This is a genomic window from Cellulosimicrobium arenosum (assembly GCF_014837295.1).
GTDB lineage: Bacteria > Actinomycetota > Actinomycetes > Actinomycetales > Cellulomonadaceae > Cellulosimicrobium > Cellulosimicrobium arenosum.
Genome location: NZ_JACYHB010000003.1, coordinates 171,339 through 194,800, shown reverse-complemented (window position 1 = coordinate 194,800; position 23,462 = coordinate 171,339). Strand labels below are relative to the sequence as shown.

23 protein-coding genes and 1 pseudogene are annotated in these 23,462 nt (G+C 72.1%); 15 read left to right on the top strand and 9 right to left on the bottom strand.

Annotated elements, in window-relative coordinates; translation table 11 throughout:
- Both IF651_RS05410 and IF651_RS05405 read right to left on the bottom strand, forming a co-directional pair.
- Positions 1-1,266, bottom strand: coding sequence for a sugar ABC transporter substrate-binding protein (locus tag IF651_RS05410; protein WP_191828073.1), 1,266 nt, complete (start codon positions 1,264-1,266; stop codon positions 1-3).
- Positions 1,267-1,365: 99 nt separating this feature from the next.
- Entirely contained in the window at positions 1,366-2,397 is a 1,032-nt protein-coding gene (locus IF651_RS05405) for a substrate-binding domain-containing protein (RefSeq protein WP_191828072.1), read from the bottom strand.
- A 148-nt stretch (positions 2,398-2,545) separates the two neighbouring features.
- On the opposite strand from IF651_RS05405, the gene IF651_RS17605 reads away from it, so the two are divergent.
- On the top strand, positions 2,546-2,776 hold the full coding sequence (locus IF651_RS17605; protein WP_241744138.1) for a hypothetical protein: 231 nt from the start codon (positions 2,546-2,548) through the stop codon (positions 2,774-2,776).
- A 249-nt stretch (positions 2,777-3,025) separates the two neighbouring features.
- Positions 3,026-3,433 (top strand): annotated as a pseudogene (locus IF651_RS05395) (DNA-3-methyladenine glycosylase I); the annotation flags it as partial.
- A gap of 87 nt (positions 3,434-3,520) precedes the next feature.
- On the opposite strand, the gene IF651_RS05390 reads toward IF651_RS05395, so the two are convergent.
- Positions 3,521-4,168 carry a FadR/GntR family transcriptional regulator gene (locus IF651_RS05390; RefSeq protein ID WP_191828071.1) on the bottom strand — a complete coding sequence of 216 codons (648 nt, stop codon included), beginning with the start codon at positions 4,166-4,168 and terminating at the stop codon, positions 3,521-3,523.
- A gap of 75 nt (positions 4,169-4,243) precedes the next feature.
- Here IF651_RS05390 and IF651_RS05385 point away from each other — a divergent pair, with 75 nt between their 5' ends.
- From IF651_RS05385 to IF651_RS05375, 3 genes are read left to right on the top strand one after another with little or no spacing between them, the layout of a single operon-like run.
- The gene (locus IF651_RS05385; protein WP_206715159.1) at positions 4,244-5,500 is read left to right on the top strand and encodes an MFS transporter; all 1,257 of its coding nucleotides are present in this window, start codon (positions 4,244-4,246) and stop codon (positions 5,498-5,500) included.
- A gap of 34 nt (positions 5,501-5,534) precedes the next feature.
- On the top strand, positions 5,535-6,407 hold the full coding sequence (locus IF651_RS05380) for an LLM class F420-dependent oxidoreductase (protein WP_191828069.1): 873 nt from the start codon (positions 5,535-5,537) through the stop codon (positions 6,405-6,407).
- Positions 6,408-6,458: 51 nt separating this feature from the next.
- Positions 6,459-7,874: a DNA polymerase IV gene (locus IF651_RS05375; protein ID WP_191828068.1), complete on the top strand. Its 1,416-nt coding sequence runs from the start codon at positions 6,459-6,461 to the stop codon at positions 7,872-7,874.
- A gap of 25 nt (positions 7,875-7,899) precedes the next feature.
- Here the strand turns inward: IF651_RS05375 and IF651_RS05370 are convergent, their stop codons facing one another.
- The gene (locus IF651_RS05370; protein ID WP_191828067.1) at positions 7,900-8,772 is read right to left on the bottom strand and encodes an RNA polymerase sigma-70 factor; all 873 of its coding nucleotides are present in this window, start codon (positions 8,770-8,772) and stop codon (positions 7,900-7,902) included.
- Positions 8,769-9,389, bottom strand: coding sequence for a carboxymuconolactone decarboxylase family protein (locus IF651_RS05365; RefSeq protein WP_191828066.1), 621 nt, complete (start codon positions 9,387-9,389; stop codon positions 8,769-8,771). Before IF651_RS05365 ends, IF651_RS05370 begins: the two co-directional genes overlap by 4 nt.
- Before the next feature lie 179 nt (positions 9,390-9,568).
- On the opposite strand from IF651_RS05365, the gene IF651_RS05360 reads away from it, so the two are divergent.
- Entirely contained in the window at positions 9,569-10,213 is a 645-nt protein-coding gene (locus IF651_RS05360; RefSeq protein ID WP_206715157.1) for a hypothetical protein, read from the top strand.
- Between the two features lie 81 nt (positions 10,214-10,294).
- Here IF651_RS05360 and IF651_RS05355 read toward each other — a convergent pair whose 3' ends face one another.
- Positions 10,295-11,602 (bottom strand): glycosyltransferase, encoded by a 1,308-nt coding sequence (locus tag IF651_RS05355; RefSeq protein WP_191828065.1) that lies wholly within the window; start codon positions 11,600-11,602, stop codon positions 10,295-10,297.
- 138 nt (positions 11,603-11,740) lie between these two features.
- On the opposite strand from IF651_RS05355, the gene IF651_RS05350 reads away from it, so the two are divergent.
- Positions 11,741-12,385: a TetR family transcriptional regulator gene (locus IF651_RS05350; RefSeq protein ID WP_191828064.1), complete on the top strand. Its 645-nt coding sequence runs from the start codon at positions 11,741-11,743 to the stop codon at positions 12,383-12,385.
- Positions 12,386-12,548: 163 nt separating this feature from the next.
- Positions 12,549-12,848: a hypothetical protein gene (locus IF651_RS17390; protein WP_206715155.1), complete on the top strand. Its 300-nt coding sequence runs from the start codon at positions 12,549-12,551 to the stop codon at positions 12,846-12,848.
- Here IF651_RS17390 and IF651_RS18170 read toward each other — a convergent pair.
- On the bottom strand, positions 12,818-13,417 hold the full coding sequence (locus IF651_RS18170; protein ID WP_206715152.1) for a nucleotidyltransferase domain-containing protein: 600 nt from the start codon (positions 13,415-13,417) through the stop codon (positions 12,818-12,820). The genes IF651_RS17390 and IF651_RS18170 overlap by 31 nt on opposite strands.
- Positions 13,418-13,568: 151 nt before the next feature.
- Here IF651_RS18170 and IF651_RS05335 point away from each other — a divergent pair, with 151 nt between their 5' ends.
- The 5 genes from IF651_RS05335 to IF651_RS05315 all read left to right on the top strand — a co-directional run bounded on the left by IF651_RS05335 (position 13,569) and on the right by IF651_RS05315 (position 20,183).
- Positions 13,569-14,168, top strand: a complete 600-nt coding sequence (locus IF651_RS05335) for a molybdopterin-dependent oxidoreductase (protein WP_191828061.1) — start codon at positions 13,569-13,571, stop codon at positions 14,166-14,168.
- Positions 14,161-14,970 carry a ferredoxin reductase gene (locus IF651_RS05330; RefSeq protein ID WP_338403788.1) on the top strand — a complete coding sequence of 270 codons (810 nt, stop codon included), beginning with the start codon at positions 14,161-14,163 and terminating at the stop codon, positions 14,968-14,970. Before IF651_RS05335 ends, IF651_RS05330 begins: the two co-directional genes overlap by 8 nt.
- A 350-nt stretch (positions 14,971-15,320) precedes the next feature.
- On the top strand, positions 15,321-18,710 hold the full coding sequence (locus tag IF651_RS05325) for a discoidin domain-containing protein (RefSeq protein WP_191828060.1): 3,390 nt from the start codon (positions 15,321-15,323) through the stop codon (positions 18,708-18,710).
- A gap of 76 nt (positions 18,711-18,786) precedes the next feature.
- The gene (locus IF651_RS05320; protein WP_338403787.1) at positions 18,787-19,473 is read left to right on the top strand and encodes a nucleoside/nucleotide kinase family protein; all 687 of its coding nucleotides are present in this window, start codon (positions 18,787-18,789) and stop codon (positions 19,471-19,473) included.
- Between the two features lie 89 nt (positions 19,474-19,562).
- Positions 19,563-20,183 carry a hypothetical protein gene (locus IF651_RS05315; protein ID WP_191828059.1) on the top strand — a complete coding sequence of 207 codons (621 nt, stop codon included), beginning with the start codon at positions 19,563-19,565 and terminating at the stop codon, positions 20,181-20,183.
- A 604-nt stretch (positions 20,184-20,787) separates the two neighbouring features.
- On the opposite strand, the gene IF651_RS05310 is transcribed toward IF651_RS05315, so the two are convergent.
- Together IF651_RS05310 and IF651_RS05305 are read right to left on the bottom strand one after the other, a co-directional pair.
- Entirely contained in the window at positions 20,788-21,351 is a 564-nt protein-coding gene (locus IF651_RS05310; RefSeq protein WP_191828058.1) for a pyridoxamine 5'-phosphate oxidase family protein, read from the bottom strand.
- A 139-nt stretch (positions 21,352-21,490) separates the two neighbouring features.
- On the bottom strand, positions 21,491-21,943 hold the full coding sequence (locus IF651_RS05305) for a hypothetical protein (protein WP_338403786.1): 453 nt from the start codon (positions 21,941-21,943) through the stop codon (positions 21,491-21,493).
- A 63-nt stretch (positions 21,944-22,006) separates the two neighbouring features.
- On the opposite strand from IF651_RS05305, the gene IF651_RS05300 reads away from it, so the two are divergent.
- Positions 22,007-23,104: an App1 family protein gene (locus IF651_RS05300; RefSeq protein WP_338403785.1), complete on the top strand. Its 1,098-nt coding sequence runs from the start codon at positions 22,007-22,009 to the stop codon at positions 23,102-23,104.
- A 60-nt stretch (positions 23,105-23,164) separates the two neighbouring features.
- Positions 23,165-23,413: a hypothetical protein gene (locus IF651_RS05295; RefSeq protein WP_191828057.1), complete on the top strand. Its 249-nt coding sequence runs from the start codon at positions 23,165-23,167 to the stop codon at positions 23,411-23,413.
- The last annotated feature ends 49 nt before the right edge of the window (positions 23,414-23,462 follow it).

The following is a 23,462-nucleotide window of genomic DNA, read 5'->3' as shown; positions in this document are numbered from 1 at the left end:
TCAGCTCATCGCGGCCTCGGCGTCGGCCTGAGCGGTCTCGAGCGCCTCCTGCGGGGTCGCCGCGCCGGACAACGCGTTCTGGACCGCGGTCCACAGCGCCTCGGAGATCATCGGGTAGTCGGTGCCGAGGTTGTCGCTCGTGCGGCCCTTCGCGCTGCGCACGGCCTCGACCCAGGTCTCGAGGTCCGGCTGCTCCTCGAGGAGCTGCCCCTGCCCGGCCTCCGTCGGCGGGACGTAGTACGCGAACGTGTTCGCGGTCTCGACGAAGCCCTCGGGCGTCGTCATGCACTCGACGATCTGGCGGGTCACGTCGTAACGCGCCTCGTCGGACTGGACGGGCGCGACGATGAACTCGCCACCGGTCGGGGCAGGCGCGACGCCGCCGTCCATCGCGGGCAGCTGGACGACACCGGTCTCGAAGTCCGCCTCGGCGGCGCTGTTGACTTGCCACGTCCCGTTCTCGGCGAACGCGAAGTCGCCCGTGAGGAACTCCTCCCAGACGGTGTTCTGCGAGTTCTGGATGACGGAGTTGGGCGCGTAGCCCTCGTCGAGCCAGCCTGTCCACAGCTCGAGCGCCTCGACGGCCTCGGGCGAGTCGAGCTGCGTCAGGTCGGCGCCCGCGCCCCAGAACCACGGGAGGAACTGGAAGGAGCCCTCCTCCGTGCCGATGCCCGCGAAGGTGATGCCCTGGTGCCCGGCACCGGTCACCGCCTCCAGGGCGGCCGTGAGCGAGTCCCAGTCGGTGATCGACGCCGGGTCCACGCCGGCCTCGTCGAGGATCTCCGTGTTGTAGTAGAGCGCGAGCGTGTTGGCACCGATCGGGATGCCGTACTCGCCGCCGTCCACGACGCCCGCCGCGAGCAGGTTCTCGTCGACGTCCGAGGTGTCGAGTCCGAGCTCCTCGTTGGTCGACAGCATCCCCGTGTCTGCGAGAGTCGAGACGGCCGGGTTGTCGATCAGGATGACGTCGGGAGACGTGCCCTCCTGGGCGGACAGCAGCGCCTGGTTCGTGAGCGCAGTCGTGTCGTAGGCCGTGCGCTCGATCGTGACGCCGGCGTCGTCGCCGCACTGCTGGACACGCTTCTCCCAGTCCGACGAGCCGTCGTGCTGGGGGTACGGGTCCCACCAGGTGTACGTCGCGTCGCCGCCGCTCGACGCGGTGTCGTCCGACCCCCCCGACGAGCAGGCCCCCACGAGCGCCAGCGTGACGGTGGTGAGGACGGCGGTCGTCGCGAGGGCGGCGGGCTTGCGCCTCGTGTTCTGCATCAGTGGTTCCTCCTTGAACGATGGCCGGCCGACGGCGTCGGCGACCTGGCGTGCGGGTCCGCGCTCCGGTGGTGGTCCCGCTGTTCGGTGCTGGTCTGGTCAGGCGTCGCCCCGGCGAGGAGGCGCCCCCGTGCTGCCCCGGTCGACCAGCTCGGGCGAGACGAAACGCACTACGTGCGGCTCGTCGGGTCCCACCTCTCCCTCGATGCGGCGCACGAGCTGGCGCACGGCCATGCGACCGAGCCGGTCGGGTGCGGACTCCACCGAGGTGAACGGCAGGGAGAACGTGCGGGCGAACTCGTCCGAGTAGCGCCCGACGACGGAGAGGTCCTGCGGAGCGGACAGGCCGCGCTCGTGCAGGACGGTGGGGAGCGCCGCGGCGGCGGCCTCGTTGTTGACCAAGAGACCGGTGGCGTCGGGGTGGGCGTCGAGCAGGCCACGCAGGTCGCGCCCGACGTCGGGCTGGCTCGAGGACCCGTACGTGGCGTACAGCCTCATCCCCCGGGCGCGCGCCGCCTCGAGCGCGGCGTTCTGCAGGCGCCAGACGTACGCGCCGCCACGTTCGACGACGTGCTCCGGCTGCGAGACGAGCAGGACCTCGCGGTGCCCGAGACGGTGGAGGTGGTCCACCATGAGGCGGCCTGCCTCCTCGAAGTCGAGATCGAAGACGTCGACGCCGGTGCAGTCGGCGGGCAGCCCGACCAGGGCCCCGGGCTGGGAGGCGCTGCGCAGGATGGGCAGGCGCTCGTCGTGCTCCGCCACGTTGAGCAGCACGACGCCGTCGACCATCCGCGAGTCCGTCATGCGGCGCAGCGCTCGGGTGCCGTCGGCGTCCGTGGCGAGCAGGATGTCGTAGCCGTGCTCGCGTGCGGTGTCCGAGACCCCGAGCATGTACTGGAGCATCGCGGGTGCGAACTCGTCGGGCAGGAACTGCGCGAGCAGACCGATGACCATCGTGCGCGTCGTCGCGAGCGCCCTCGCTCCCGCGTTCGGCGTATACCCGAGCGAGGACACCGCGTCCTCGACGCGGCGACGCACGTCGGCCGAGATCGCCCTCTTGCCCGAGAGCGCGTACGACGCCGTGCTGCGTGAGACTCCCGCGATCCGGGCGACATCTCCGATGGTGGCCACTGTGCCTCCTCTGTGCGAACCGGTTCGACAGTAGCGCGCGAGTTCGTTGCGATGCAAGACCTCGCGGATGTCGAGAGGGCAGCGATCGGTGATATCCGCGTCGAACTGGTTCGACACTCTTGATCTCGAGCGCTCTCGAAGGTGGAGCATGCACGGCACGCGACTCGGTGCACATCTCATGCGATTCGGCTCGGTCGAGCCCTCGGCGCTTCGGCGCGAGCCCGGTGACACGGCGTCCGCCGCGGAGGAAGCGGGGCTCGGCCGGCTCTCCGTGATGGACCACTGGTTCCAGATGGAACGGGCCGGCTTCCCGGCGTCGGACCCGATGCTGGAGGCCTACACGAGCTCGCGGAGACGCTGTGCTCGCCGCTGCCGCTGAGCACGCCGGAGATCATGGTCGGAGGGTCGGGCGAGCGCAAGACGCTGCGGCTCGTCGCGCAGTACGCCGACGCGTGCAACCTCTTCGCGACGTCGCCGGACGAGCTCACGCACAAGCTCGAGGTACTGCGCGGGCACTGCGAGGACGTCGGGCGCGACCCCGCCGAGATCCGCGTGACCGTGCTGCACCGCGGGGAGTCGTTGCTGCGCGGCGGGGTCGACGAGAGCGGCCAGCGGCACCTGACGGTGGCTGCGCAAGCGCCCCGCGTTCCGCGAGGCGTTCGCGGGCTTCGACCCGGAGGTGGTCGCAGGGTTCGGGGACGACGACGTCGCGCGCCTCCTCGCGGACGCGCGGATCGTCCGCAACCGGCAGAAGATCGAGGCCACGATCGCCAACGCGCACGCCGTGCTCGCGCTGCACGCAGACGGCCGCACGCTCGACGAGCTCGTGTGGTCGTTCGCCCCGGAGGAGCGGGCACAGCGACCACGCAGCCGGCGGGACGTCCCGGCGCAGACTGCAGAGTCGGTCGCCCTCGCGAAGACGCTGAAGACGCTCGGCTTCCCGTTCATCGGTCCCACCACCGCGTACGCCGCGATGCAGGCGTGCGGGCTCGTCGACGACCACCTCGCGACCTGCCCCGTCGTGCTCGCATCGTGATGCGTGCCGCGAGGTCGTTCGTGGCCGGCCCCCGACGAACGGTGCGGCGGGACCGTCTGAGCCGCCCCGCAGCGCAGCAGACGGGGGTCAGCGCATGAAAGGGCCGAAGATCTCGGCCACCGTCGCTGCGGCACGGTCGGCGTCGCCCGCGGCGATCGCGTCGACCAGCTGGTGGTGGGAGCGGTGCACCGAGTCCTCGTCCTCGCTCTCCTCGTCGCGCATGTGGACGGCGAAGACGTCCAGCATGCTGGAGTACAGCGTGACGTACAGGGGGTTGTGCGTCGCCGCCACGACGGCGCGGTGCAGCGCGAGGTCCGCGCTCGCTCGCGCGTCGGGATCGTCGGTCGACCAGCTTGCCTCGCGACGGTCGCGGAGCTCGCGCAGCAGCTCGACGTCGGCGTCCGAGCGGTGCTGTGCGGCGAGCGAGGCTGCGGTGCTGTCGAGTGCGAGGCGCAGCTCCAGGTAGTGGCGTCGGCTGCCGCCGGCAAGCTGGCGCTCCAGGGTGCCGGTGAGCTCGGAGCTGGAGATGACGAAGGTTCCCCGCCCCTGCTCGCGACGCAGCAGACCTGAGTGCACCAGCGACTGCAGCGCCTCGCGGGCCGTGTTCCGACCGATTCCGAACTCTGCCACCAGTGCGCCCTCCGTCGGGATCTTCTCACCGACGGGCCAGCGGCCGGAGACCACCTCGTCCCGAAAGCGCGCCGCCGCCTGATCGATGAGGCCTACTCGACGCATCGGCGGCCGTGTGCCAGACTCCTCGAGATTCATCCCATGATCCGATCATCCGTTGACATCTCGGTGGAGTTTAACGTGACGACATTCTCTTCCACGCGCACGCCGGCGCGTCGCGGGCACCTGATCCTGTGGGCGGGCCTGGCCATCGCACTGACCGCCGTGAACCTGCGGACAGCGGTGACGGGATTTACTCCGCTCCTGGAGATCATCGGGGCGGACCTCGGATTCGGGGTGGCGGTGGCGGGCCTGCTCGGTACCGTGCCCGCAGCATCGTTCGGCATCTTCGGCTTCCTCGCCCCGGTGGTGACGAGACGGTTCGGGCTCGAGCGCACGGCCACCGTGGCGCTCAGCCTCACCGCCCTGTCCCTCGTGATCCGCGCGCTCTCCCCGACGACGCTCGTGCTGGTGCTGTCGACCGTGCTGGCACTGGCAGGGATCGGGGCCGCGAACGTCGTGATCGTCCCCCTGGTGAAGGCGTGGTTCGCCGACCGGCTCGCCCTGTGGACCTCGCTCTACCTCATCCTGATGCAGACGGGTCAGTTCGTCGCCCCGCTCCTGGCGGTCCCGGTCGCAGAGGCGACGACCTGGCGGGTCTCGATCGGCATCTGGGCGGGACCGGCTGCCGTGGCCGCCGTGGTCTGGCTCGTCCTCGCGCTCAGGCTGCCCGCCGACCACCACGCGCCCGCCACCGCGACGGTTCTCGACGCGCGCCCGAGGATCAGCCGGTCGTCGACCGTCTGGGGCCTGGTGATCCTGTTCGCGATGCTGTCGATGTCCAACTACGGGATCATCACCTGGGTACCGACCGTGCTCACCGACGCAGGAGGCAGCGCAGCCCTGGGCGGTTCCATGGTCGCCCTGTACTCGGCCTGGGGAATGGTCGCGGCGCTCGTCGTACCGCACCTGGCCACGCGACTGGCGAACCCGTTCGTCGTGGTCGTCGTGTGCGCGGTCGCCCTGGTGGCCGGGTACCTCGGCCTCCTCCTGTCTCCGCTCGACGGCACGTTGCTCTGGGTGTGCCTGCTGGGCATCGGCGTCAGCACCTTTCCGCTCTGCATGACCCTCATCAACCGTCGGACCCGGACGCCGCAGTCCGCCTCGGCGGTGTCCGGCTTCGTCCAGGGGATCGGTTACGGGCTGGCGTGCTTCGGGCCGATCGGGCTGGGTCTCCTGCGTGAGGCGACGGGATCCTGGACGCTCCCGCTCGTGGTGCTCGCCGCGACGACCGTCCCTGGGGTGATCGCCGGCTGGTTCGCGTGCCGGCCTCGCTTCGTGGAGGACTCCGTGCCACGACCACCGGAACGCGCGGACTCCCCGAGCCTCCGGCCTTGACTTCGAGCGCGCTCGAAGGTGGAGCATGCACGGCATGCGACTCGGTGCACATCTCATGCGATTCGACTCGGTCGAGCCTGCCGCCCTTCGGCGCGAGCTCGGTGACACGGCGTCCGCCGCGGAGGAGGCGGGGCTCGGCTGGCTCTCGGTGATGGACCACTGGTTCCAGATGGAACGGGCCGGCTTCCCGGCGTCGGACCCGATGCTGGAGGCCTACACGACGCTCGGCTATCTCGCCGGGCGCACGGAGACGGTGCAGCTCGGCGTCCTCGTCACGGGCGTGACATACAGGTATCCCGGGCTGCTGGCGAAGACCGTCGCGACGCTCGACGTGCTGTCGGGCGGCCGCGCGACGTTCGGGATCGGCGCTGCCTGGTACGACCGCGAGCACGCGGCTTTCGGCGTCCCGTTCCCGCCGCTCAAGGAGCGGTTCGAGCGGCTCGAGGAGACGCTGCAGATCGCGCGTCAGATGTACGACCCGGCCGAGAACGGCCCGTACGAGGGCACCCACTACCAGCTCGCCGAGACGCTGTGCTCGCCGCTGCCGCTGAGCAGGCCGGAGATCATGGTCGGAGGGTCGGGCGAGCGCAAGACGCTGCGGCTCGTCGCGCAGTACGCCGACGCGTGCAACCTCTTCGCGACGTCGCCGGACGAGCTCACGCACAAGCTCGAGGTGCTGCGCGGGCACTGCGAGGACGTCGGGCGCGACCCCGCCGAGATCCGTGTGACCGTGCTGCACGCCGGTGACGACCTGCTGACCGGGGACGTCGACGCGTTCGTCGAGAAGGTCCGCCCGCTCGCCGGCCTCGGCGTGGACACCGTGATCCTGCGGCCGCCGGCGACCCCGCTCGCCGCGTGGGTGCGCGACGCCGTCGCCCCCGCGGTGGAGCGCGTGGCCGAGCTCTGACGCCCGCGGTCCGCATCGGCGGTTGTCGGTGCGGACCGGGAGACTGGTGCCGTGCCGGTCGTCCCTGAACCTCGCGCGCCCGCCATGCGCGAGCGGGCGACGATGGCGCACCTCGACGCCGACGCGTTCTTCGCGAGCGTCGAGCAGCACCAGCGCCCGTCGCTGCGCGGGCGCCCGGTGCTGGTCGGCGGGGTCGGTCCGCGCGGCGTCGTCGCGACCGCGTCGTACGAGGCGCGGCGCGACGGCGCGCGGTCCGCGATGTCGATGGAGCTGGCCCGTCGGCTGTGCCCGACGGCGATCGTGCTCGTCCCGCGGTTCGACGCGTACGCGGCGTACTCGCGACAGATCATGGCGGCGCTGCGCGAGGTCACGGACCTCGTCGAGCCGATCAGCATCGACGAGGCGTTCGCCGACCTCGACCACCTCGACGGGGACAGCGACGCGCTGGAGACCGTCGCGCGGCGGGTCCGGGAGCGGGCGCGCGAGCTGAGCGGGCTGTCGGTCTCGCTCGGGCTCGGGCGCTCGAAGCTCGTGGCCAAGCTCGCGTCGGAGGCGGCGAAGCCGGGCGGTGTGCGCGTCGTCGACCCGACGGACGAGGACGCCTTCCTGCTGGCGCACCCCGTGCGCGCGCTGTGGGGCGTCGGACCGGTGTCCGCGTCGCGGCTGGAGCAGCTCGGTGTCCGGACCGTCGAGGACCTGCGGCGGCAGCCGATCGACACGCTGGTCGACGTCGCGGGCGAGGCCGCCGGGACGAACCTCTACCGCATCGCGCGCGGGTGGGACGACCGTCCCGTGAACCTGGTCCGCGAGCGCAAGTCCGCCGGGGCGGAGCACACGTTCGACCACGACCTGCACGGGCGCACGGCGATCGCGGCGGCGCTGGAGACCGTGGCGGACGGGGCGCTGCGCCGGCTCGACCGGCACGGCGTCGCCGCGCGCACGGTCGTCGTGAAGGTGCGGACGTCGTCGTTCACGACCGTCACGCGCTCCGTCACCCTGCCCCGGCCGACCACCGACTCGGCCGCGCTGCGTGCGGCCGCGCGCCGCGCACTGGATCTCGCGGACGTCACCGAGCCGGTCCGGCTCCTCGGCGTCTCGTTCCACGCGCTCTCCGAGCACGCCCAGCTCATGCTGTCCTTCGAGGACGACGCCGCCGTCGTCGGGCCCGACGGACCGGGCGTCGCCGTCGATGCTGTCGAGGCCGCCCCCGACGGTGCGGCTCCCGAGACGCCCGTGATCCCGACCGTGCCAGGTCCCGTGCGTGCGACGGTCGAGAACGTCGCGCCCGGCCTGGACGTGGAGACCGCGAAGGACGGCCGCGGCTGGGTCGTGCGCGTGCGCGACGACGGCCGCATCGCGGTGCGGTTCGAGACGGCGCAGACCGGGCCGGGCTACCAGCGCTGGGTCGACCCGGAGTCGGAGGAGCTCCTCCTGGTCCCCGCCCTCGGACCTCCGCCGACGGCGTGACGACCGAACCGGCGAACCTCGGCTCCTACCGTGCGAGCCGCGCCTCCTCGTCGACGTGGGCAAGCTTCGCGGGGTTGGCGATGCCGAAGAGCTGCGTGATCCGCCCGTCCACGACGACGACGCACACGGCCGTCGCGAGCACCCCGTCCACCTCGACCCGGATGCCGGGGGCACCGTTGAGCGGTGCCGAGGTCGCCGAGATCACGCCGCGCGCCTTGCCGATGCCGCCCACCAGGTACCGCGCGATCCGGTCCGCGCCGACGATGGGGTGCCGTGCCGCCTGCACGACGCCGCCGCCGTCGGACACGAGGACGACGTCCGGCGCGAGGACGTCCATCAGCCCTTGGACGTCACCCGTGGAGAGGGCGGCGAGGAACCGGTCGACGACCCGCCGCTGCTCGGCCCGGTCCACGTCGACCCGCGGGCGCCGGGCCGCGACGTGCTCGCGCGCGCGGTGCGCGATCTGCCGCACCGCGGCCGGCGATCGGTCCACCGCCTGCGCGATCTCCTCGTACGGCACGTCGAAGACCTCGCGCAGCACGAACACGGCGCGCTCGGCGGGGCGCAAGGTCTCGAGCACGGTGAGCATCGCGAGCGACACGGACTCGGCGAGCTCGACGTCGTCGGCCACGTCGGGGCTGGTCAGCAGAGGCTCGGGCAGCCACTCCCCCACGTAGTCCTCGCGTCGCCGCGACTGCGTCCGCATCCGGTTGAGCGCCTGGCGGGTGACGACCCGCACGAGGTAGGAGCGCGGGTCGCGCACGTCGTCCTGGTCGACGCCGGCCCACCGCAGCCAGGACTCCTGCACCACGTCCTCGGCGTCGGCGGCGGAGCCGAGCATCTCGTAGGCGACGGTGAAGAGCAGGCGGCGGTGGGTGACGAAGGGGTCGTCGCTCATGCGCCCACCCTGTCACCGACCTCGGCCCCGCGTCCGCCTGCCCGTGAGGCGGGTGCGGCGAGCGGTGCGAGCCCGCACGACGCCGCGAGCTCCTGCGAGCGGATGCCGAGCGCCACGTTGGCACGCGCCGTGGCGTTCATGAACCCGACCTTGGCCGCCAGCTCCACGAGGGCAGCCGGCCCCAGGTCGGCGAGCAGCGCGTCGGACAGCTCGTCCGAGACCGTGGGCGGGGTCTGGCACATCGCCTCGGCGTACTCCATGACGCGCCGTTCGGTCGGCGTGAACGCGTCCGACTCGCGCCACCGTGGCACCTCGCGCGCCTTCGCCTCGTCGAGGCCCTTGTCGTGCGCGAGGAAGTACTGCAGGTCCAGGCAGAACCCGCACCCGACCGTGGCGGCGGTCGCCATGTGCGCGAACGTCGCGAGGCTCGGGTCGAGCGCGTCCCACTTCTCGGCCTTGCGGCCCATCGTCATCAGGTCCTTGAACACGGGGCGGTTGTTCCACATCACCCCGAGCGAGTCCGGGACCTGTCCCAGCATCCGTCGGCTCATCGTCCTCACCAGGCTCCCGTAGATGCCGGTGACCTCGATCGCGGGGACTCGTGCGCTGCCGGTCATGTCTCCTCCAGTGGTCGATCGTGTCCGTCGACATGGAGACACCGCCCGCGCGGCACGTGTGACAGCCCTCCGAACGGACGGAGTCCGCGTCATGTGATGGCGACTTCGCCGATACCTGGAGGGATGGCGCCGCCGCGGACCGCTTGCTGGATCCGCTGTCCTGGGTGAGTGTGAGTCGCATGACGGGCCACCACCTGACACGACCCGGACAACGCCTCGACAGGGCGGGGACGACAGGGACGGGCGCAGCACTGCGCCGCGCCTGGGCAGAGTTCGTCGGCCCGGAGGCCACACCGGTGAACGGCGTGCTGACGGCGGCGACCACGGCGGTGGGTGCAGTGGCGGCGGCGCTCGTGGCGCGGGCACGCGACGCGAGTCCCGCACGCGTGGGCGTCGCATGCCTGCTGGCCGTCGACCTCGCCGGCGGCGTCTACGTCAACAACACGCGGGCGTGCGCGCGCTGGTACGAGCGCCCGGGGCAGGGATTCGGTGCGCACGTCTCGTTCGCTGCGCTCCACGTGCACCCGGCCGCGGTCGCGTGGCTGGACGCGAAGTCGCCGGGGAGCCGCGTCCACCCCGCAGGATGGGCGGCGGCACAGTACGCGTACCTGATGACCTCGACCGTCGTGATCCGCCGCTACCCCGCCCGGCGACGCGCCCTGGGGGTGGCCCTCACCGCCGGGGGACTCGCACTGGACTGCGCGCTGGGCCCGTCGCGTCGTGCGCCGTGGTTCGCCTGGGCCTACTACCCCAAGCTGCTGCTGGGACACGCCTCAGCGGCCCTGTGGTCGGACGACGATCTGGCCCCTGCACAGCCGCGGTGAGGTCCGAGCAGTCTGCGCTGCACGTCGAGGGGACGGCCGCGGCGTGCGGGTCCTCGAGGCGGGCGCCTGAGTCGGGGCCCGTCAGCGACCATCGACGCGCGCGCCCCCCACGTGCGTGAGCTGCTCGACGACGTCGACGACGCCGTCCGTCCCGGGCGACGCGGCGATGCGCTCGCCGATCCGCGCGCTCGCCGCCGCGTACGCCGCGTCGTCGAGCACGCGCCGGACCGCGCGCCGCACCTGGGCCGGTCGGGGCTGGTTCGTCCTCAGCCGCACGCCCGCCCCCGACCACGCGACGCGCGCGGCGACCTCGGCCTTGTCCTCGGTCTTGCCCGCGACGACGATCGGCACGCCGTGGCGCAGCGCGTGGTGCACGCCGCCGTACCCGCCGTTCGTGGCGTACGCGGAGGTGAGCGGGAGGAGCGCGTCGTACGGCAGGTACTCGGCGGCGCGCGCGTTGGCAGGCAGGGTACCGAGCGCCTCGACCGGCCGTCCGCCCGTCGCCGCGACGACGAGGACGTCCTCGTCCGCCAGGGCCCGGATCGTCGGCAGGATGAGCTGGCCCAGGTCCTCGTTGGCGACCGTCCCCTGGGTGACGTGGACGACGGGGCGCGACCCGTCGAGGTCGCCCCACCACGCGGGCAGCGCCGGGCCGCCCGCGCCGCCGGACGCCGAGGGCGGGCCGACGAAGCGCACGGGCGTGGTCACGTCGGGGCGGGGGTACTCGAACTCCTCGACGGTGAGCTGGGCGATCGCGTCCGCGTGGGCGGGCCAGCTGAGGAAGAACCCGTCGAGCGGCCGCTCGCCCGCGGCCCGTACGAGGCCGTCGGCGGCCTCCTGGGCCGGGGCGAGCGTGCGCGCGACCATGCGCTGCAGCACCCGGTTGCGCACGACCCCGAGCCGGCCCGACGCCGGGAGCACGCCCAGCCCGAACGGTGCGGTGTGCGCGCTCGTCAGGCCGAGAGGGAAGATGCCCAGCGCGACGAGGGACGGTCGACGCTCGGCGGGCGTGGCCGCGAGTGCCGTCGCGCCGAGGAACAGGGGCTCGACGAGCACGACGTCGGTCGGCCTCTCGGCGAGGGCGGCGAGCACGGCGCGGTGCTGGGCGAGCCCGGGCCCGACGAAGATCTGGAGCATGTCGTACCGGATGGCGTCGAGGCCGGTCCGGCCCTCTCGCCCGGGAAAGTGCCCGGCGAGGTCGCGGTCGTCGAAGTCCGCCTCGGCGGGCAGCGGCAGGTGCTGCGCCCCGGCGGCCGTGACGGCGTCGGCGAACCGCGCTCCGGTGAGGAAGCGGACGTCGTGGCCACGCTCGACGAGGCTGCGCGTGACGGCGAGCAGCGGGGTGACGTGGGCGTGGACGGGGGTCGAGCACAGGAGGACGGAAGCCATCGGACGTGCCTTTCGTGGGAAACGCTACGGGTGGAGAGAGGCCTGTGGGGCTCGGACCGGGCCGTCCGGGCCGTCCGGTCGTATGAGAAGATCGAGCAACCGTGAGAAGTATTCATCACACTGAAGGGGTAGTCAATAGTGGTTCCTCGTGCATACTCGTCCGACCTGCGCGCCGAGCAGGCCGCGCTCACGCGGGAGCGCGTGGTGCGGGCCGCCGCGGCGGAGCTCTCCGAGCACGGCTACGACCGCACGACTCTCGCGCGCGTCGCCGAGCGGGCGGGTGTCTCGCTCGAGACCGTCAAGACCCACGGACCCAAGCGCGCGCTGCTGCTCGCCGCGTTCGAGCTGACGTTCGGCGGCGCAGAGGGCCCGCAGTCGCTCGCCGAGGGACCCGAGGGTCGCGACGTCGTCGCCCGGACCGACCCGGACGCCTTTCTCGACGGGATGGTCGCGCTCGTCGCGTCCGCCAACGCGCGGGTCGGCGGTCTGTGGCCAGCCTTCACCGCGGCGGCCCAGGGCGATGACCAGGTCGCCACCGAGCTCGACGCGCTGCTCGAGCGACGTCGCGACACCGTCCGCGCGAGCGTCGACCTGCTCGTCGCGCACGGGTTCGCGCTCCGCACCTCGCGCGACGACGCGGCCGAGACACTGTCGTACGTGTTCGCCCCGGAGGGCCGCACCCACTTCGTCACCGGCGCGGGATGGTCCGACGACGCCTACCGCGCCTGGCTGCGTGACGCCGTCGTGCGCCTTGTCGCAACCCCTGCTACCGGCGGACGATGACGTGCCGGGCAGCGGGGGCGTCAGGCGCTCGAGCGCGCTGGCTTCAGCCGGCGATCTCCTCAGCTCGCGCGTCCATCGCTCGCGCAGCTCGGAGCATGTCCTGTGCGGACGCCGGGACAGCCGAGTAGCCAGCCGTGGTCTTCATCTGCAGCAGGGTGCTAAGGTGCTTGGCCACATCGCGGTCAGCCGTGGCGAGAAGGGCCGTCGCCGCGCTGTGGCTCTCGCCCCGGGCATGTTCACCGAGACGCACACAGCAGATGACGTCGCTTGCGGCGATGCCGGCGTGGACCGCAAGGGTCACGAATGCGTCGGCCACCTCGCCCGGCACACCGTCGGCAAGGATCTGGGTCTGATGCGCGACCTCGGCGAACTGACGCGCCTTGTCGAGACGCCCACGCCGAGTCGCACGATCGCACGGGGTCGTTCGACCTGTCATCGCCCTGCGCCCTTCCTGACGATCTGACGGAGCCATCCGCTGTCTCCGTAGAGATCACGACCCTCCGTCGCGACCGAGACCAGGACCGGATCCCGGGGCGCGTCGTGGATCACGCTCTCAGTGAGGACCAGAGCGCGCGCGTCGTTCCCGGTCCAGCGTGTCGTGGCATGCTCCAGCGCTGCGACATCGCCGTCCCAGGTGTCGATCTCGGCGCGCTCGGGTCGGGCGAGGAAGACGTCGATGTCGGAGTCGATGGTCGCCTGACCCCGAGCCCACGAACCGAACACGCACGCGTACGTGGGCGGCACCGTCCACTGCTCGATCAGTCCGCGCATCCGGGCGTAGAGCGTGTCGCGCGCGTTCGCCAGGGAGATGATGGCTTCCGCCGCCACGTGGTCGCGGTTGAGGGAGTAGGTGATCGCGACCTTGCTGACGGGTCGCGCGTCGACGATGCCCTGGTCGGCCAGGCGGTTGAGGACCTTGCGCACGCCGGACACGGAAGCGTGCCCGATCATCGCCTGCAGCTGCCCCGGGGTGAACGCACGCTCCACGACGGCGAGACGCGCAAGGACGTCCCCGTCCAGAGTGGGGGTCACGACCGAGAGAGGGCGAGAAGCATCCATCAAAGACCACCTCCTTTGGAGATTATGGTAGGCGCTCGCGTACTAAAGTCGCCACTCCGCCCCTCGGTGTCGGGGAAACCCTGAAACGGGTGACGCGACGTCGCGCACGGGCCTACGGTGAGCCATGAGCACGCTCACCCCCGGCTTCCAGGGCCGACCACGGCCGCAGGGCGTCGCCCTGCCGCCCGGGCAGTACGTCGAGGCCGGCTTCCCGGTCCTCTCCGCCGGCCCCACCCCGCGGGTCGACACGAACACGTGGCGGCTCGACGTCGTCACCGAGTCCGGCGACACGCGGTCGTGGACGTGGCCCGACCTCATGGCGCTCCCGCAGGACGAGCCGACCGTCGACATCCACTGCGTGACCCGCTGGTCCAAGTTCGGCACGACGTGGCGCGGTGTCTCGCTCGACACCCTGCTCGCCGACGTGGAGTCGACCGCCGACTTCGCCATGATCGGCTCCTACGGCGGGTACACGACGAACGTCCCGGTCGCCGAGCTGCTGGGTGGCAAGGCGTGGGTCGTGCACACGTTCGACGGCGCGCCGCTCCACCCGGTGCACGGCGGCCCGGCGCGGCTGCTCGTCCCCGGGCTGTACTTCTGGAAGTCCGCGAAGTGGGTCAACCGCATCACGCTCCTGCCGATGGACGAGCAGGGATTCTGGGAGCGGCTCGGCTACCACGACCTCGGGGACCCGTGGCGGGAGCAGAGGTACCAGGGTGACTGAGGCCACGGTTCCCGGCACAGGGACGGACGCCGGGCCCCGCCTCGGTGCCCGGTACGCGATGCCGTCGGGCTGGCGGGTCGCGACGCTCGTCGACGCGCGGGCCGAGAGCCGGACCGCGCGCACGCTCGTCCTCGACGTGCCCGACTGGCCCGGCCACCTCGCCGGCCAGCACCTCGACCTGCGCCTCACCGCGCCCGACGGCTACACCGCCGAGCGCAGCTACTCGATCGCGAGCGCGGCGAGCGGCACCGCACCCTCCGTCCGGGTCGAGATCACCGTGCAGCGCGTGCCCGGGGGCGAGGTGTCGGGCTATCTCACGGACGCGTTCGCCGTCGGGGACGCGATCGAGGTGCGCGGGCCGGTCGGCGGCTGGTTCGTCTGGTCACCCGTGCACGACGCCGGACGGCCCGTCCTCCTCGCGGCCGGCGGCTCCGGCGTCGTGCCCCTGGTCTCGATGCTCCGGACGCGCCGCGACGCGGGCGACCGTACGCCGTTCCGGCTCGTGTACTCCGTCCGCCGGCCGGAGGACCGGCTCTACGTCGACGAGCTCGCGCGCCGCGCGGAGGACGGGCTGGAGGCGAACGTCGCGTTCACGCGCGCCGCTCCGCTCGACGCGCGCCGAGCGCCAGGACGCCTCACGCTCGCCGAGCTGGGCGCCTGGGGCTGGCCGGCCGACATCGAGCCCGCGTGCTTCGTCTGCGGGCCGACGGGGTTCGTCGAGGCGGTGTCGCGGACGCTCGTCGCCCTGGGCCACGACCCGGCGTGCGTCAAGACGGAGCGCTTCGGCCCCGCAGTCGACTGAGGTCGACTGAGGTCCAGAGTCCGCTACTGCGGCGGCTCGCCCGTCGGCTGCGCCTGTACGCCACCCCCGAAGTAGTACCTCGCACGCGAGCCCAGTGCGGGTCTCAGACATCTCTTGACGCCCCAGCGCGCCGCCAGTAGCGTTCTTGCATGTTGACGCAAGAAGTCAACTTCCCTCTGCGCGGTGCGGCACAGCGGGTCCGCAATTCTCGAAGGTACTGACCCCAGCCATCCGGCCACGGCCGGACGTGCGCCAGCGGGCCGGCCGACGAACCGGGCATCCGGCCCGGTGCGGGGTCGCCCTGGCGTGGCCCTACCCCCGTCGACGACGACGGGAGATCGAGGACACCCATGAGAAGTCGACCCAGCACGCCGAGCCCCCTGAGCAGGTCAGGGACGCGCCGACTACGCCTCCTCGCGGCGACGGCCACGGCCACCGCCCTGCTCGTCCCGCTCGGCCTGACGACCACCGCGTCGGCCGCCCCCACCGTCCTCTCGACGGGCAAGGCGACCGCAGCGAGCAGCAACAACTCCCCCTACCTCTCCGGCAACCTCACCGACGGCAACCAGGGCACCTACTGGGAGTCGACCAACAACAGCTTCCCGCAGTGGGCCCAGGTCGACCTCGGCACCGCCGCGACGGTCGAGGACGTCGTCCTCAGGCTGCCGACCGGCTGGGAGACGCGCAGCCAGACGCTCAGCGTCCAGGGCAGCACGGACGGGTCGAGCTTCACGACGCTCAAGGCGTCGCAGGCGTACACGTTCGAGCCGTCCGGGCAGAACACCGTCACCGTCGACGTCACGGACACGAGCGCGCGCTACGTCCGCGTCGCGATCACCGCGAACTCCGGCTGGCCCGCGGGGCAGCTCTCCGAGCTCGAGGTCCGCGGCACCGCCGGGACCACCGACCCGGGTGACCCCGGCGACCCGGGCGATCCTGGCGACCCGCCCACGGGCGCGAACCTCGCGCTGGGCAAGGCGATCGAGGCGTCGTCGACCGAGTGGCAGTTCGTCGCGAAGAACGCGAACGACGACAGCACCTCGACCTATTGGGAGGGCGCGGGCGGGCAGTACCCGAGCACCCTCGCCGTCTCGCTCGACGCGGCGACGCAGCTGACGAACGTCGTGGTCAAGCTGCCGCCGGCGAGCGTGTGGGGCAACCGCACCCAGACGTTCGAGGTGCAGGGGCGCGCGAGCACGACCGCCGCCTGGCAGACGCTCAAGGCGTCCGCCGGCTACCAGTTCTCCCCCTCCACCGGGAACACGGTGACCGTCCCCGTCTCCGGTACCGCGAAGGACGTGCGCCTGCGCTTCACGGGCAACACCGGGTCGGGCAACGGCCAGGTCGCCGAGCTGCAGGTCTTCGGCACGGCCGCCCCGAACCCGGACCTCGTCGTCACGAGCGTCACCGCGACCCCGGCGTCGCCGCTGGAGTCGCAGGCGATCACGCTGTCCGCGGTGGTGAAGAACATCGGCACGCAGGCTTCCGCCGCGGCCGACGTCGCGTTCACGCTGAACGGCCAGACCGTCGCCACGAAGGCGGTCGGCACGCTCGCCGCGGGCGCCCAGGCGACCGTCACGGCCGACGTCGGCGCCCGTCCTGCGGGCTCCTACGCGGTCGGCGCGAAGGCCGACGCCGGCGGCAGCGTCGCCGAGCAGAACGAGGGCAACAACTCCTACGCGAACCCGACGCCCGTCGTCGTCACGGCGGTCCCGAGCTCGGACCTCGTGCCGACCGTCGCCTGGTCGCCGAGCACGCCGGCCGCGGGGAACACCGTCACCGTCTCCGCGACGATCGCCAACCAGGGCAACGTCGCGACGTCGTCGGGCACCCACGGACTCACGGCCACCCTGACGAACAAGGGCACCGGCGCCGTCGTGAAGACGTTCACCGGTTCCGTGTCCGGGGCGATCGCCGCGGGCGGGACGAGCGCGAGCGTGAACCTCGGGACCTGGACGGCCGCGAACGGCAGCTACGACGTGAAGATCGTCGCCGCGCCGGACTCGACCGAGGTCGCGGCCAAGCAGGCGAACAACACCGCCACCCGGCCGCTGTTCGTGGGTCGCGGCGCCAACATGCCGTTCGACACGTACGAGGCCGAGGACGGCGTCACGGGCGGTGGCGCGAGCGTGCTCGCGCCGAACCGCGTCGTCGGCGACCTCGCGGGCGAGGCGTCCGGCCGCAGGGCCGTCACGCTGAACACCACGGGCGCGTACGTCGAGTGGACGACCAAGGCCGCCTCGAACTCGCTGGTCACGCGCTTCTCCATCCCCGACTCGCAGGGCGGCGGGGGCACGGACGCGACCCTCGCCATCTACGTCGACGGGCAGTTCCTCAAGAACATCGACCTCAGCTCGCGCTACGCGTGGCTCTACGGCAACGAGACCAACCCCGGCAACCAGCCAGGCGCGGGCGGCCCGCGACACATCTACGACGAGGCGAGCGTGCTCCTCGGCACCACGGTCCCGGCGGGGTCGACGATCCGGCTCCAGAAGACCGCGAGCAGCACCAGCCAGTACGCGATCGACTTCGTCGACCTCGAGCTCGCGACGCAGAAGGCCAACCCGAACCCCGCGCAGTACACCCAGCCCGCCGGGTTCACGCACCAGGACGTCCAGGCCGCGCTCGACAAGGTCCGCATGGACTCGACCGGGACGCTCAAGGGTGTCTACCTGCCCGCCGGCGACTACCAGACGTCGAGCAAGTTCCAGGTGTACGGCAAGGCGGTCGACGTCGTCGGCGCGGGCCCGTGGTTCACGCGGTTCTTCGCGCCGCAGAGCCAGGAGAACACCGACGTCGGCTTCCGGGCCGAGGGCACGGCCAACGGCTCGTCGTTCCGTGACTTCGCCTACTTCGGCAACTACACGTCGCGCATCGACGGACCGGGCAAGGTCTTCGACTTCGCCAACGTGAAGAACATGACGATCGACAACATCTGGGTCGAGCACATGATCTGCATGTTCTGGGCGTCGAACATGGACGACTCGGAGGTCAAGAACTCGCGCATCCGCAACACGTTCGCCGACGCGATCAACATGACCAACGGCAGCGCGGACAACCACGTGCACAACAACCAGGCACGCGGCACCGGCGACGACTCGTTCGCCCTCTTCGCGGCCACCGACAGCGGCGGCAGCGGGCAGCAGGGGAACGTGTTCGAGAACCTGACGTCGACCAACACCTGGCGCGCGGCCGGGCTCGCGGTCTACGGCGGCCAGAACAACACCTTCCGGAACATCTACATCGCCGACACCCTCGTCTACTCGGGCGTCACCATCAGCTCGCTCGACTTCGGGTACCCGATGGAGGGCTTCGGGCCGGGGGTCACGACGTTCGACGGGCTCACCGTCGTGCGGTCCGGCGGCCACTTCTGGGGCGCGCAGGTGTTCCCGGCGGTGTGGATGTTCTCCGCGTCGAAGTCGTTCTCGGGGATCCGCGTGAACAATCTCGACATCATCGACCCGACGTACTCCGGGATCATGTTCCAGACGAACTACGTCGGGTCCCAGCCGCAGAACTCCTTCCAGGACACCGTCTTCACCAACGTCTCCATCACGGGCGCCAAGAAGAGCGGTGACCAGTACGACTCGCGGTCCGGCTACGGCATCTGGGCGAACCCGATGCCAGAGGCGGGCCAGGGCCCGGCCGTCGGCTCGGCGACGTTCCACAACCTCACGTTCTCGGGCAACTTCCGGGACATCGAGAACCCGACGTCGACGTTCACCATCACGCGCGACTGACCGTTCCCGACGCCGGACCGGGGGCCTCCCGGTCCGGCGTCGGTCGCGAAGGTGCCCGGTGACCGACACTGGTCCCGTGGACATCGGAGGAACGAACGTCTCGCGAGCCGGACCGCACGACGACGTCCCGGTCGCGGACCTGGAGGCGCTCGCCCGGCGCGTGCGGGGGCTGCAGGAACGGTCGCGAGGTCGGCGGGTCGTCGTCGGGATCACGGGCAGCCCGGGGGCGGGCAAGACGACGCTCGCGCTCCGGCTCGTGGAGAGGCTCGGCGACGAGGCCGTGCACCTGCCCATGGACGGTTTCCACCTTGCGAACGCGACGCTCGACGCGCTCGGCCGCCGCGACCGCAAGGGTGCGCTCGACACGTTCGACGGCTGGGGGTTCGTGGCCCTGCTCGCCCGCGTGCGCGCCGAGGACGACCACGCGGTGTACGCGCCGTCGTTCCATCGCGAGGTGGACGAACCCGTCGCCGGCGAGATCGCGGTCAGGCCCGAGCACCGCGTCGTCGTCGTAGAGGGCAACTACCTCCTCGTGCCCGACGAACCGTGGGGTCGCGTGAGCGACCTGCTCGACGAGGCGTGGTTCTGCGCCGCCACCGACGACGAACGCGAGCGCCGCCTCGTCGACCGGCACACCCGGCACGGCCGCACCGTCGAGGCCGCGACCGCCTGGGCCACCGACGTGGACGGCCGCAACGCGCTGGTCGTGCAGGCCACCCGGCCCCGCGCCGACCTCATGGTCTCCGGGACGCTCTCGGGCTAGGAGATCGGCTATTGACGAACTACTTCGCTACAGCGAAACTATTTGTCATGTTGGTGGTCGGTGTCCACGATGCGGCGCGAGAGCTTGGTGTGTCCGTCCGCCAGGTCGAGAATCTCGTCGCGCACGGCAAGCTCACGAGCCCTGCGCGCGGTCTGATCGACCCGAGCTCGGTCGATCGGTTCGTGGTGCTGCACGGACGGTCGCGCAGCCGCCCGTGGTCGATGCCGACCGCGTGGGGTGCCGTCGCGCTTCTTTCCGGGGCGGCGGCGGCGTGGATGGGGCAGTCCCAACGGTCACGGCTCAAGGGCCGGCTCCGAGAGGCCAGCGCGGACGCGGTCGTCGCGCAGACGCGCGCCCGCGCCGCGACCGCGAGGTACGCCGGACACCCATCGGCCGTCACGCGACTTCGTGCCGAGATCGTCGATACGGGAGCCACGTCGACGCGGCTCGGGCTCACGCCATCCGCTGACGTCGACGGCTACGTCAACGACGAGGCGCTTCCTGAACTGACCCGGCGATTCGCACTCGTGCGCGACGACTCCGGGCAGTTCACGCTGCGCGCGACGACCTTCCCGATCGAGGTCGTCAGCGAGCTCGCCGCAGGAGCAGACGTGCTTGCCGCGCTCGACCTGGCCGAGTCTCTCGACGTCCGCGAACGCCAGACGGGACTGGGCGCTCTCGCTGCCGCGCTGGAGGCCCTGCATGGCTGACCGGCCGTCGATCCAGGTGCCGACGCCATCTGGCGGCTGGGGCACGCCGTGGCCCACCGTCGCAGAGATCGAGCTCGCGCTCCCCCACTCCTCGTGGACGCTCGTCGGTGGGCTCATGACCCAGCTTCACACGATCACCCACGGTCTCGACGTCATACGCCCGACCAACGACGTCGACATCGTCCTGCACGTGGAGACGACGCGCGGGATAGCCGGGAAGACAGCCAGGGCGCTCGAGCACCTCGGCTACACGATGCTCACCTCGATCGATCCGCGCGAGAGCACTGCCCACCGGTTCGTACGCGGCACGGCAACCGTCGACCTGGTGACCGGCGACCCAGACGTCGTCGACGTCCTCATCTCCGACCACGCGGCGCCCCGCGTCGTCGAGAAGCTGCACGGGCGAGAGATGGTCGCGATCGAGGGAGGCACGCAAGCGCTTCGGCGGACGGTGAACGCCGAGCTCGCCATCCGGCCGGACCGCACGACGACGGTCAGCATCCCGGGCGTGCGGCGCGATCATCCTGAAGGCCGCAGCCTGTCAGACCGACTCGCGGAGGGCCGACGACGAGCTCCCGAGAGGCTTCGGACACGACGGCGCTGGCTACCCGGTCGGGTCGAGACGCCACCGCATCGCCGCGTGCTCGGCGGTCCGCTCGTACGCGAAGACGACTTCCGGCCACACGGCGAAGACGAGCGCCTCCCCGCCGTCGCCGTGCCGGAACGTCCCGTCCTGCACCGTGAACGTCCACTCGTCGCCGTACTTGCACCGCCACCGCTCGGCGAGCCGGTGCAGCGTCGCGTCGTCCGTGACCCGCACCGCGGCACCCTCCACGACGACGTCGAGCGCGTCGACGTACACGTTCGTGCCCGTGGTCAGCACGACGCGCGGGTTCTCGGCGAGGTTGCGCGCCTTGCGCTCCTCGGGGCCGGTCGTGACGTGCACGCACCCGTCCGCGACGACCGTCATGAGCGGGGTGACGTGCGGACGTCCGTCCGGGCGCACGGTCGAGATCCACGAGATCTCCGCGCGCTCGAGCACGCGACGGACGGTCTCCCAGGGCACCGGTCGCGCCCCGGGCGAGCTGTAGCCGGGGAGAAGCGTCCCCTCGGGTCCGTCGGGCGCCGGTCGGTCGGTCGGGGTGCGGTCGTCAGCAGCGGTGGTCACGCGCGGTCCTCTCGTCGGTCCTCCCCCTGGGACCGGAGTACGAGCGCGGACTCATCGGTCCGCCGCCCCGCCGACGAGCCCGGCCGCGCCGTCGTGCACCGGCGACGGGCGCACCCTCGCACCTGCGGTCGCCCGCTCGTCAGTCGGTCCGGACCGGCGTCGCCTCGTGGCCCGGTCTGCCGTGCGTGCGACGGTCCTGCTTCATGCGGGCCTCGAACAGGTGCCGGACGCCGCCCGCGAGCTCTTCGCGAGCGCGTCGCTCATGCTCGCGAAAGGTCGACCAGTAGCCGTCGTCGTACTCCTCGACGAGCTGGAACGTCCAGTGCCCGGGGACGACGTTGCGCCCGACCAGGTCCTCGGCGATCCGGTCGGCGACGTCGTCGTGCCCCGCCGTGCGCAGCTTCGCCACCGCGTCCCCGAGCGCGAGGTCGGCCTCGCCGGTGAGCTGGTGGAACGTGTACAGGTGCCCGCGCGCCCGCTCGGTCGTCTCGAGCGCCTCGCTCAGCGCACCGAGCGCGTCCACCGTCGCGTCGCTCACACCGGCGGGCGTCGCACGGCCGGGCAGGTCCGCGGTGCCGTCGTCGTCTCCCACCCCGCCACGCTAGGACGCGGCCACACCTCCCGCACCCCGCGAGCGTCGGACGCCTGTGACAGGGTGAGTTCCCCGACCACGACGACCGGAGACGCCGCACCGACCATGCCGCCGACCACGAGCACACCCACCCGGCGCCCCCACCGGGCGGCCCGGATCGAGGACCGCTGGCGCGACGTCCTCTCCCGGTTCCAGAAGAGCCGCGGCTGGCGCCCGCGCGTCGAGCCGTTCACCGGGTACGGCAGCGAGCGCCGCGTGCGCGTGCTCGGGCGGGTCCTGCTCGCGAACCCCGCGTACGACCCGGCGACTACCGCCGACCGCCGGGGCTGGCGCTACTTCTTCACCGCGCCCGCCTCGCGCGAGGAGGTGCGGGTCCACATCGGTGACCTCGCCCTCGACGTCGTGTCCGACCGCGGCGGCTACCTCGACATGATGGTCGACGTCTCGCTCCCGCCCGGGTGGCACGACGTGACCTTCCGCTCGGCGGCAGGTTCCGTCGCGACCGGCCGCGTGCGGGTCGTGGCGGACGGGCGACGGCTCGGCGTCGTCTCCGACATCGACGACACGGCGATGGTGACCGCTGTCCCGCGCCCGCTGCTCGCGGCGTGGAACACGTTCGTCCGGCACTCGAGCGCCCGCGTGGCCGTGCCGGGCATGGCGCGGCTCTACCAGGGGATCGCCGCGGCGAATCCCGGGACGCCGTTCGTGTACCTGTCCACGGGCGCGTGGAACACGGCCGCGAACCTGCGGCGCTTCCTCCAGCGCGAGGGGTTCCCGCCCGGGCCGCTGCTGCTCACCGACTGGGGTCCGACGAACACGGGCTGGTTCCGCAGCGGCCCCGCGCACAAGAACGACTCCCTCGACCGACTGGTCCACGAGCTCCCCGACGTGGACTGGCTTCTCGTCGGGGACGACGGCCAGCACGACCCGGAGATCTATGCGCGAGCGGCCCGCCTGCACCGCCGGCACGTCGCGGCGGTCGCGATCCGCACCCTGACACCGGCGCAGCAGGTCCTGTCCCACGGCTCGCCGCTGCCCGCACCGGGCGACGACGCGCGCACCGTCGCGCGGGTCGTGGCCGACGTCCCCACCGCGCGGGGTGGTGACGGTGCCGCGCTCGCCCGGTCCCTCGCGACCGCGCTGCGCCCCTACCGGTACTGACACCAGCGACGGATCCTGACATCTGCTGCGCGGGCCGGGTCGCGATGCGACCCTGGACCCATGAGCACCGACGGTCACCACGCCGACGCGCTCGGCGACGACGCGGTCGCCGTCGCGACCGGTCAACCGCGCGAGAGCTGGTTCACCCTGCTCGACGCGCACGGCGCGTCGACGTGGTCCCAGGAACGGGTCGCGGCGTGGCTGATCGAGAAGCAGGGCGTGGACGGCTGGTGGGCACAGTCCCTGACTGTCGCGTACGGGCAGGCACGCGGCGTGCACGCACCGGGGAACCCGACGGCCGGGTCATAGCAGGGCATTGCCTCCGTCCGGGATGACAAGGACCGCGTGTCAATGATTG